This is a genomic window from Streptomyces sp. NPDC047028, from assembly GCF_040644095.1.
Classification (GTDB): Bacteria; Actinomycetota; Actinomycetes; order Streptomycetales; family Streptomycetaceae; genus Streptomyces.
In genome coordinates, this window is sequence record NZ_JBEYVS010000087.1 from 1 (window position 1) to 11,732 (window position 11,732).

At 74.9% G+C, this 11,732-nt stretch carries 2 protein-coding genes; both read right to left on the reverse strand.

The window, feature by feature from the left end:
* Positions 1-2,253 (reverse strand): type I polyketide synthase (locus ABZ854_RS36300; protein WP_361220084.1); only part of this gene is annotated, 2,253 nt, incomplete at its 3' end.
* Between the two features lie 93 nt (positions 2,254-2,346).
* Positions 2,347-11,583, reverse strand: coding sequence for an SDR family NAD(P)-dependent oxidoreductase (locus ABZ854_RS36305; protein ID WP_361220087.1), 9,237 nt, complete (start codon positions 11,581-11,583; stop codon positions 2,347-2,349).
* Positions 11,584-11,732: the final 149 nt, after the last annotated feature.

The following is an 11,732-nucleotide window of genomic DNA, read 5'->3' on the forward strand; positions in this document are numbered from 1 at the left end:
GGCGAGCATCGGCTCCATGAGGGGCGAGTGGAAAGCGTGGCTCACGGTGAGCTTCTTCGCTTTACGGCCTTCACCGGTGAAGTGGCTGACAACCGAGTTCACACCCGCATCGGGACCGGACACGACGATCGACATCGGTCCGTTCACAGCCGCGATGCCGGTGCCGTCCGGCAACACGGCTCGCACCTCGTCCTCGGTCGCCTGCACGGCAGCCATCGCCCCGCCTGCCGGGAGCTGCTGCATCAGCCGCCCGCGAGCAGCGACCAGCTTCGCCGCATCCTCCAGCGACCACAGACCCGCCACATGCGCGGCAGCCAGCTCACCGATCGAGTGCCCGGCCAGCACATCCGGCCGCACACCCCACGCCTGAAGCAACCGAAACAGAGCCACCTCGAAGGCGAACAGCGCCGGCTGCGTGAAGCCCGTCTCGTCCAGCCCCTCACCGCCGAACATCACACCCTTCAGCGGGCGTTCGAGATGGGCATCCAGGACAGCGCACACCTCATCCAGGGCGGCGGCGAACACAGGAAAGGCCTCATACAGCTCCCGCCCCATCCCCGCCCGCTGACTCCCCTGCCCCGTGAACAGGAAGGCCACCGGACCCGACGGCACAGCCTTGCCGCCCTCGACCGCCTCCAGCCCGGCTACCAGGCTCTCCCGGTCACCGCCGACCACAGCGGCCCGGTACCCGAACGCCGACCGCCGGGTCACCAGCGAGCACCCCACATCGGCAAGGTCCAACTCAGCCCGACTGGCGACGAATTCGCGCAGCCGAGCCGCCTGCCCCCGCACCGCCTCCTCGCTCGCGCCGGACACGATCCACGGGACGACCGGCAGCGCGGCCGGCTCGGCGACCGCGGCCGGTGCCTCGTCCTCCGGCGCCTCCTCCACGATCACGTGGGCGTTGGTCCCGCTGATACCGAAGGAGGAGACACCCGCTCGACGTACCCGCTGCTCCCCCGCCTTCCACGGCTTGGCCTCGGTCAGCAGTTCCACCGCGCCCGCCGACCAGTCGACGTGAGTGGACGGCTCATCGACGCCGAGGGTGGCGGGCAGCCGTTCGTGGCGGAGGGCGAGCACCATCTTGATGACGCCGGCCATACCGGCGGCGCCCTGGGTGTGGCCGAGGTTGGACTTGATCGAGCCCAGCCACAGCGGGGCGCCCTCGGCACGATCCTGGCCGTAGGTCGCCAGCAGCGCCTGCGCCTCGATCGGGTCGCCCAACTTGGTGCCCGTACCGTGCGCCTCCACCACGTCGACCTGCTGCGGAGTGAGCCGCGCGGCAGCCAGCGCCTGCTTGATCACACGCTGCTGGGACGGACCGTTCGGGGCCGTAAGCCCGTTACTCGCACCGTCCTGGTTGATCGCCGAGCCCCGCACCACCGCGAGGACGTTGTGACCGTTGCGGCGGGCGTCGGACAGCTTCTCCAGGACCAGGACGCCCACGCCCTCGGAGAGGCCCGTGCCGTCGGCGGCCTCGGCGAAGGCCTTGCAGCGGCCGTCGCGGGAGAGGCCGTCGGCGCGGCTGAACTCCAGGAACGTGCCGGCGGAGCCCATGACGGTGACGCCGCCGGCGAGGGCCAGGGCGCATTCGCCGCCGCGCAGGGCCTGGGCGGCGAGGTGGACGGCGACGAGGGAGGAGGAGCAGGCGGTGTCGATGGTGACGGAGGGGCCTTCGAGGCCGAGGGCGTAGGAGACGCGGCCGGACAGGACGCTGGCGGCGACGCCGGTCATCATGTGGCCGGCGATGGAGTCGGGCATGCGGGTGAGGCCGCGCAGGTAGTCGTTGCTGCTGACGCCGGCGTAGACGGCGGTGCGGGTGCCGGCCAGGGTGCGGGGGTCGACGCCCGCCCGCTCCAGGGCCTCCCAGGAGGTCTCCAGCAGGACCCGCTGCTGGGGGTCCATGGCGAGGGCCTCGCGGGGGCTGATGCCGAAGAACTCGGCGTCGAAGCCGGCGGCGTCCTGGAGGAAGCCGGCGCGGCGGCCGGTGTCGTCGTGGCCGTCGCTGGCGGCGAGCTGGTCCAGGGTCCAGCCGCGGTCGTGGGGGAAGGGGGACATGCCGTCGCGGCCGGCGTCGAGCATGGCCCACAGGTCCTCGGGCGAGCCGACGCCGCCGGGGAAGCGGCAGGCCATGCCGACGATCGCGATGGGCTCGTGTTCCCTGTCCTCGGCCTCGCGCAGCCGCCGACGGGTGTCGTGCAGGTCGGCCGCGACCCGCTTGAGCGTGTCGACCAGCTGTTTCTCGTCAGCCATGTGTTTCCCTACTTCCCCTCTGATCGCCACCGCGCCGCACGAGGGCACCGGTGTCCGGTGTGCTCCCTCGTGCGACGGCGGCGGGACCCCGTGTCAGATGCCGAGTTCGTCCGTGATGAAGGCCAGCACCTCGTCGGACGAGGCGTCCTGCAGCCGGGCGCCCACGTCGTCGGAGCCGTCGGACTGTGCGGTGCGCATGCTCTTGAAGCGGGCCAGCAGGTCCTCCAGCCTGGCCGTGACCGCCCGGTGTGCCTCGTCGTCGAGCGAGGCGTCCGGCAGGTGGCTCTCCAGCCGGTCGAGTTCGGCGAGGACGCCCTCGGCCGGGTCGGTCTGCTCGGGTGCCAGTTCGGTGTGGAGCAGGCGGGCCAGGGCGAGCGGCGTCGGGTGGTCGAAGACGGCGGTGGCGGAGAGCCGGATGCCGGTGGCGGCGGTGAGCCGGTTGCGGAACTCGACGGCGGTGAGCGAGTCGAAGCCGAGTTCCTTGAAGGAGCGGGTGGCGGCGACGGCCGACGGTCCGGCGAAGCCGAGGACGGCCGCCGCGTACGACTGGACGAGGTCGAGCAGCGCGGTCTCCCAGCCGTCGGCGGGCAGCGTGGCGAGGCGGGCGCGCAGTGCCTCGCCGGGGCCGCCCGCGCCCTCGGCCGCTGCGGTGACGGTGGGGGCGGCGTGCGCGGCGGGCCGGGCCTGGGTGCGGACCAGGCCGCGGTACAGGTGCGGTACGGCCGTGCCGTCGCTCGCGCCGCGCAGCCCGGCGGTGTTGAGGCCGATGGGCACGAGCTGCGGGTGGTGCGTGCCGTGGGCGCCGAGGGCGGCGTCCAGGAGGGCGAGGCCCTGCGCGGGGTCGAGCGGGCGGATGCCGGACCGGGCGAGCCGGGCGAGGTCGCCGGTGTCGAGGTGGCCGGTCATGCCGCTGCCGCTGCCCTGGTTCCACAGGCCCCAGGCGAGGGAGACGGCGGGCAGGCCGTTCGCGCGCCGGTGGGCGGCGAGGGCGTCCAAGTAGGCGTTCGCGGCGGCATAGTTGGCCTGTCCGGCGTTGCCGAAGGTGCCGGCGGAGGAGGAGAAGAGGACGAAGGCGTCCAGGTCGCGGCCGGCGGTCAGCTCGTGCAGGTGCTGGGCCGCTACGGCCTTGGGGGCGAGGACGGTCTCCAGTTTCTCCGGGGTGAGCCGGCCGAGGGTGGCGTCGTCGAGGACTCCGGCCGCGTGGACGACGGCGCGCGGGGCGTGCCGGTCCAGGAGGGCGGCGAGGGCGTCCCGGTCGGTGATGTCGACGGCCTCGACGGCGACCGTGGCACCGGACTCGGCGAGTTCCTCGGCGAGTTCGGTGACGCCGGGGGCGTCGGGGCCGCGGCGGCCGGCCAGGACCAGGCTGCGCACGCCGTGCTCGGTGACGAGGTGGCGGGCGACGAGGGCGCCGAGGCCGCCGGTGCCGCCGGTGACGAGGACGGGGCCGTCGGGTGCCCAGGTGTGCGCCGTGCCGTCGTCGGCGGGCTCGGTGCGGGCCAGGCGCGGGACGCGGATCTCGCCGTCGCGGAGCGCGAACTCGGGTTCGCCGGTGGCGAGTGCGGCGGCGAGCAGGGCCCGGGAGGGGACCTCGGTGCCGATGTCGGCGAGGACGATCCGGTCGGGGCTCTCGGTCTGCGCGGTGCGGACGAGTCCGTGGACGGCGGCCTGCGCGAGGTCGGCGATGTCCTCGCCGGGTTCGGTGGAGACGGCGCCGCGGGTGACGACGACCAGACGGGCGGTGTCGGTGCGCGGGTCGGACAGCCACACCTGGAGGTCGCCGAGGGTCTGCATCACGGCGTCGTCGATCGTGCTCTGCCAGTGCACGGGGGCGAGGACGGTGCCGATGCCGTCGTCGAGTTCCTCGGTGGAGAAGATCTCGGGCAGGCCGGGGAAGAGCGGGTCGTCGCCGAACACCGCCCAGTCGTCCGGGACTTCGGACGTGTCCGGGGTGGGCAGGGCCGTCCAGTCGACGTGGAACAGGGTGTCGCGGAACGGGTTGCCGGCCGCCTGCGACAGCCGGGCCAGGGCGTCGGCGGGCAGTTGGCGCAGGCCCAGTGACTCCACGGTGGCGACGGGGGCCCCGGCGGTGTCGGTGACGGTGACGGACACCGCGCCCTCCCCGGCGGCGGCGATCCGCACGCGCAGGGCGGCGGCGCCGGTGCTGTGCAGGGTGACGCCGGACCAGGAGAACGGCAGCCACGGTCCGCCGTCGCCCGCGTCGAGGAAGCCGCCGAGCGCGATGGCGTGCAGGGCGGAGTCGAGGAGGGCCGGGTGGAGGCCGAACTCGGCTGCCTGGGCGGCCGTTTCGAGGGGCAGGGCGACCTCGGCGTACAGGGCGTCCTCGGTGCGCCAGGCGGAGCGCAGGCCCCGGAAGGCGGGCCCGTAGTCCAGGCCGAGGGCGCCGAGGTCGACGTAGAGGCGAGTGGTGTCGACGCTGTCGGCGCCGGCGGGCGGCCAGACGGCGAGGTGGTCGCCGGCCGCGGGGGGCTCCCGGGTGAGCAGGCCGGTGGCGTGCCGGGTCCACTCGTCGTCGGGCAGGGCGTCGGCGGGCCGCGCGTAGACGGTCACCGTACGGCCGTCCTCCCCCGTTCCGGCGACGACGACCCGGAGTTGGGTCTCCGTGCGCTCGGGCAGGACGAGCGGCGCCTCCAGGGTGAGGTCGGCGAGGTGCGGGTGGCCGGCCTCGTCACCGGCGCGGACGGCCATCTCCAGCAGGGCGGTGCCGGGCACGACGACGGTGGAGCCGACGGCGTGGTCCGCGAGCCAGGGCTGCGCCGCGAGCGACAGGCGTCCGGTGAGGACGAGTCCGCCGTCGCCGGGCAGGGTGACGGCCGCGCCGAGCAGCGGGTGGGCCGCGTCGTTCTGGCCGACGGCGGCCGGGTCGGCCGGTGCGGCGGTGGTGGGCTCCAGCCAGTACCGCTCGCCCTGGAAGGGGTAGGTGGGCAGCGGCACCCGGCCGGTGGCGCGGCCCGCGAACACGGCGTCCCAGTCGGGGCGGACGCCGTGGACGACGAGCCGGCCCAGCGAGGTGAGGACGCGGCCGGTGCCGCCGTCGTCGCGGCGCAGGGTGCCGGTGACGACGGCGGTGTCGGCGCCGGCGTCCGCGAGGGTGTCGGTGAGGCCGACAGTCAGCACCGGGTGCGGGGAGCACTCGACGAACAGGGTGTGGCCGGTGTCGGCGAGGGAGCGCACGGCGGGCTCGAAGCGGACGGTGTGCCGCAGGTTGCGGTGCCAGTAGGAGGCGTCCATCTCGTGCCCGTCGATGAGCCGGTCCTCCAGCGTGGAGTGCAGCGGGATCCAGCCGGCGCGGGGGCGTACGGGTGCGAGGAGGTCCTCCAGCTCCTCGCGCAGGGACTCCACGTGCGCGGAGTGGGAGGCGTAGTCGACGGGAATGCGGCGGGCGCGCACGCCGTCGCTCTCGCAGTGTTCCAGCAGCGCGTCGAGGGCGTCCGGGTCGCCGGAGACGACCGTGGAGGCGGGCCCGTTGACGGCGGCGACCGAGATCTGGTCCGGCCACCGCTGGAGGAGTTCCTCGACGCGGGCGGCGGGCAGCGGCACGGACACCATGCCACCGGTGCCGGCGAGCCGGATCAGGGCCCGGCTGCGCAGGGTGACGACGCGGGCCGCGTCCTCGACGCTGAGCGCGCCCGCCACGCAGGCGGCGGCGATCTCACCCTGCGAGTGCCCGACGACGGCCGAGGGGACGATGCCGTACGACTCCCACAGCGCGGCCAGGGACACCATCACGGCCCACAGGGCGGGCTGGACGACGTCGACGCGGTCCAGGGAGGCGGCGCCGTCGGCTCCGCGCAGGACGTCGACGAGGGACCAGTCGGTGTGGGCGTCGACGGCGGCGGCGCACTCCTCGATCCGGGCCCGGAACACCTCGGAGGCGTCCATGAGTTCGCGGGCCATGCCCACCCACTGCGAGCCCTGGCCGGGGAAGACGAACACGGTCTTGCCGGCGGGGGCGGCCAGTCCTTCCTCGATCCCGGCGGCCGGGTTGCCGTCGGCGAGGTCGGCGAGGCCCCTCAGCAGCTGCTCGCCGTCGTCGCCGACGAGGACGGCCCGGTACTCGAACGGGGTGCGGGTGGTGGCCAGGGAGTGGCCGACGCGGGCGAGGCCGGCGGCGGTCAGCTCGCGTCCGGCGAGCTGCTCGCCGAGCCGGCGGGCCTGCTCGCGCAGTGCCTCGGGGGTGCGGGCGGTCAGCAGCCACGGAACGGGCCCGGCCGCCTGCTCCTCCTTCTCGGCCACGGCCGCGGGTGCGGGCGCCTCCTCCAGGATGACGTGGGCGTTGGTGCCGCTGAACCCGAACGCGGACACCCCGGCCCGGCGGGCCGACTCCTCGCGGCGCGGCCAGGGCCGGGCCTCGGTGAGCAGGCGTACGGCGCCGGCCTCCCAGTCGATGTGCGAGCTGGGCTCGTCGACGTGCAGGGTGGCGGGCAGTTCCTCGTGGCCGAGGGCCTCGACCATCTTGATGACACCGGCGATGCCGGCGGCGGCCTGGGTGTGGCCGAGGTTGGACTTCACGGAGCCGAGCCAGAGCGGGGCGTCCTCGGGCCGGTCCTGGCCGTAGGTGGCGAGGAGGGCCTGTGCCTCGATGGGGTCGCCCAGCCTGGTGCCGGTGCCGTGCGCCTCGACGGCGTCGACGTCGGCGGGCGCGAGGCCGGCGGTGGCGAGGGCCTGCCGGATGACGCGCTGCTGGGAGGGGCCGTTGGGGGCGGTCAGGCCGTTGCTGGCGCCGTCCTGGTTGAGGGCGCTGGCGCGGACGACGGCGAGGATGTCGTGGCCGTGGCGCTGGGCGTCGGAAAGCCGCTCGACGAGGACCATGCCGACGCCTTCGGCCCAGCCGGTGCCGTCGGCGGTGTCGGCGAACGCCTTGCAGCGGCCGTCGGCGGCGAGCCCGCGCTGCCGGGAGAAGTCGACGAAGGTGTCCGGGGTGGCCATCACGGTGACACCGCCGGCCAGCGCCAGGTCGCATTCGCCGCGCTGCAGCGCCTGGACGGCCATGTGCAGGGCGACCAGGGAGGAGGAGCAGGCGGTGTCGACGGTGACGGCGGGGCCTTCGAGGCCGAGGACGTAGGAGATGCGGCCGGAGGCCACACCGCCGGAGGTGCCGGTGCCGAGGAAGCCCTCGACGCCGTCGGGCAGGTGGCTGTACCCGGCGCCGTTGCCGTAGTCGTGGTAGATCAGGCCGGCGAAGACGCCGGTGCTGCTGCCGCGCAGGGTGTGCGGGTCGAGTCCGGCGCGCTCCAGGGCCTCCCAGGAGGTCTCCAGCAGGATCCGCTGCTGCGGGTCCATGGCGAGGGCCTCGCGGGGGCTGATGCCGAAGAAGGGGGCGTCGAAGAGGGGCGCGTCGGGCAGGAAGCCGCCCTGGTCGGTGTAGCTGGTGCCGGGGCGCTCACCGGTCGGGTCGACGACGGCGTCGATGTCCCAGCCGCGGTCGCCGGGCATCGCGCCCATCGCGTCGCCGCCGGTGGCGAGCAGCCGCCACAGGTCCTCGGGCGAGCGGACCCCGCCGGGGAACCGGCAGGCCATGGACACGATGGCGATGGGCTCGTCCGTGCCGAGGGCCGTGCCCGCAGCCTGGATCGTGGCGGGCAGCGAGCCGACGAGTTCCTCGCGGAGGTAGCCGGCGAGGGCCTCGGGCGCCGGGTAGTCGAAGACCAGCGTCGCCGGGAGCCTGAGACCGCAGGCGGCGGCGAGCCGGTTGCGGAACTCGACGCCGGTGAGGGAGTCGAAGCCCAGGTCCTTGAACGCCTGGGTGACGTCGACGGCCTCGGGGTTGCTGTGTCCGAGGACGGCGGCGGCGTGGGTGCGGACGACGTCCAGCAGCAGCGCGTGCTGCTCGTCGGCGCCGAGCGGGGCCAGCCGTGCGGCCAGCTCTCCTCCCCCGGCGGCCTTGTCGGCGGCGCGGGCGGTGCGCCGGGCCGGGGTGCGCACCAGGGCGCGCAGCAGCGCGGGCACCTCCTCGGGCGCGGCCGAGGCGGGCAGGTCCAGGTGGATGGGGACGAGCGCGGCGTGCGGCAGGGCGAGCGCGGTGTCGTACAGCGCCAGGCCCTCCTCGCCGGTGAACGCGGCGGAGCCGGACCGGGCCATGCGGGCGCGCTCGGCCTCGTCCAGGCTGTCCGCCATGCCGCCGCCCTCGGCGGCCCACAGGCCCCAGCCGAGCGAGAGACCGGGCAGGCCCTGGGCGCGGCGGTGCGCGGCGAGGGAGTCCAGGTAGGCATTCGCGGCGGCGTAGTTGGCCTGTCCGGCGTTGCCGAAGGTGCCGGCGGCGGAGGAGAACAGTACGAACGCGGACAGGTCGGCGAGCCGGGTCAGCTCGTGCAGGTGGCGGGCGGCGTCCGCCTTCGGCGCGAGGACCTTGTCGAGCCGTTCCGGGGACATCGAGTCGAGGACCCCGTCGTCGAGGACACCGGCGACGTGCACGACGGCGGTCAGCGGATGCGCCTCCGGTACGGCGGCCAGGGCGGCGGCGACGGCGTCCCGGTCGGCGGTGTCGCAGGCGATCAGCTCCGCCGTAGCACCCAACTGGTTGATCACGCCGATGAGTTCACTGGCCCCGGGGGCGCGGTCGCCGCGGCGGCTGGCCAGCAGCAGGTGCCGTGCGCCGTGCTCGGTGACCAGGTGCCGGGCGAGGAGCCCGCCGAGGGCGCCGGTCGCGCCGGTGACAAGTACGGTGCCCTCCGGGTTCAGCGGCGCGGGCACGGTCAGCACCAGCTTGCCGGTGTGCCGGGCCTGTCCCATGACGCGCAGTGCCTCCGGGGCCTCGCGCACGTCCCACCCGGTGACGGGCAGCGGACGCAGGGCGCCGCTCTCGAACAGGTCGAGGAGCGCGCCGTACATCTCCATGATGCGGTCGGGTCCGGCGTCCATGACGTCGAACGCCTTGTACGTGACGCCGGGATGGGCGGCGGCGACCTCGTCCGCGTCGCGGATGTCGGTCTTGCCCATCTCGACGAACCGGCCGCCGCGCGGCAGCAGGCGCAGCGAGGCGTCGACGAACTCCCGGGCAAGGGAGTCGAGTACGACATCCATGCCCCGCCCGTCGGTGGCCTCCAGGAAGTGCTCCTCGAACTCCAGGGTGCGGGAGTTGGCGATGCGGTCCTCGTCGACACCGAGGGCGCGCACGGCGGCCCACTTCGCGGGGCTGGCGGTGCCGTACACCTCGGCGCCCAGGTGGCGGGCGAGCTGTACGGCGGCGGTGCCGACACCGCCGGCGGCGGCGTGCACCAGGATGGACTCGCCGGTGGTGAGGCCGGCCAGGTCGACGAGGGCGTAGTAGGCGGTGAGGTAGACGACGGGGGCGGCGGCCGCCTCGGCGAACGTCCAGGTGGACGGCATCGCGGAGACCAGCCGGTGGTCGACGGCCGAGAGCGGTCCGAACGCCCCGGAGAACAGGCCCATGACCCGGTCCCCGACAGCGAACCGGTCCACGCCCGGCCCGACCTCCACGACGACACCGGCGGCTTCGAGGCCGAGCCGCCCGGCGTCGCCCGGGTACATGCCGAGGACGTTCATGACGTCGCGGAAGTTGACGCCGGCCGCGCGGATCGCGACCCGGATCTGGCCCTCGGCGAGGGGCTCGGCGGCCTCGGGGAAATCGGCGACGTAGAGGCTGTCCAGGGTGCCGGTCGGGGTGAAGTCGAGCCGCCAGGGCGCGTCGCCCTGGGGCAGACTCAGCTCGGAGCCCACGTTCCGGACGAGCCGGGGCGCCAGCAACTGCCCCGAGCGCAGGGCGAACTGGGGCTCATCACTGCCGGCGAGCGCGGGCAGCAGGGCGTCGGCGGACTCGGCGGAGGTGTCGAGGTCGACCAGGACGATCCGCCCGGGGTGCTCGGACTGGGCGGACCGGGCGAGGCCGACCACGGCGGCGGCCGCCGGGTCGGGCACCCGGTCACCGGCCGCGGCGGCCACGGCACCTGAGGTGACGAGCACGAGCCGCGCCCCCTCGGGCCGGTCGCCCGCCAGCCACTCCTGGACGACGCCCAGCGCCCGGTGCACGGCGTCGCGCGGCTCGAAGCCGGCGGTGACGAAGGTGGCGAAGGTCAGCTCGGCGTCGTCGGTGACCTCCGTGTGCCGGCCGCCGGTCTCCGCGATCAGGTCCACGAGCTGGAGCGGGTCCGGGCCGATGACCCGGCAGGGCACGGACGCCGTAGCGGGCTGCACGGGGGCGGTCTTCTGCCAGTCCAGGCGGTACAGCGAGTCGTGCCCGCGCGCGGCGCCCGCCGGGGCGGTGGGCAGGGCGCGCAGCGCGAGCGCTCCGACGGTGGCGACGGGTGCGCCGGACGGGTCGGCGAGGTCGATCCGGTAGCCCGAACCCTCGCCCGCGACGCGCACCCGCAGCGCCGAGGCGCCGGCGGCGTACAGCGCGAAGTCGCTCCAGGAGAAGGGGAGTCGGGCGCCCCCGGTGTCACCTTCGCCGCTGTCGCTCTCGCCGGTGCCGAGCAGGCCGATGGTGTGCAGGGAGGCGTCGAGGAGGGCGGGGTGGATGCCGTAGCCGTGGGTGTCCGTGCCCTCGGGGAGGGCGACCTCGGCGTGGACGGCGCCGTCGGCGGTCCGCCAGGCCGCGGTGACGCCCTGGAAGAGCGGACCGTACTGGAGTCCGATGCCGGCCAGCTCGTCGTAGAACCCCATGGTGTCGACCGGCTCGGCGCCGGCCGGGGGCCAGGCGGTGCCGAGGTCGGCGGGGGTGACGGCTTCGGCGGACAGGGAGCCCTCGGCGTGCAGCGTCCACTCCTCCTCCCCTTCCGGGCGGGAGTGCACGGTGACGGCGGGCTCGGCGCCCTCGCTTCCGCTGCCGCTTTCGCTTCCGCCGAGCCGGACGGCGACGCGCAGGGCGACTCCGCCGCGTTCGTCGAGGACGAGGGGGGCGTGCAGGGTCAGGTCGCGTACGGTGCCGCAGCCGATCTGGTCTCCGGCGCGTACGGCGATCTCGACGAGGGCGGCGCCGGGCACGATGACCGTGCCGTTCACGGCGTGCTCGGCGAGCCACGGGTGGGTGGCGAGTGAGAGACGGCCGGTGAACAGGACGCCTTCGCTGTCCGGCAGTTCCATGGCACCGGCGAGGATGCGGTGCCCGGCGGCGGTCAGCCCGAGCCCGGCCGCGTCCGAGGCGGCGTAGGGGGCCGTGGTCGGCCAGTACGTCTCGTGCTGGAAGGCATAGGTCGGCAGGTCGACGCGGCGGGCCGGGGTGTCGGCGTAGAACGCCTGCCAGCTGACCTCGCCACCGGCGCAGTGCAGCCGGGCCAGCGCCTCGACCAGGGCTTGGGGTTCGGTGCGGTCTCGGCGGAGGGTGGGGACGGCTCTGGGGTCGGCGACCATCGGGGTGAGGGCGGCGTCGGGGCCGAGTTCCAGGAAGGTGCCTACGCCCTGGTTGTCGAGGGTGGTGACCGCGTCGGCGAACCGGACTGCCTCACGGACGTGACGGACCCAGTAGGAGGGCCGGGAGAGGTCGTCGTAGGAGACCGTCG

Bases quoted from the DNA above. Each gene is read 5' to 3' on its own strand.
- ABZ854_RS36305 (WP_361220087.1), bottom strand. From the start codon at position 11,583: ATGGTCGCCGACCCCAGAGCCGTCCCCACCCTCCGCCGAGACCGCACC.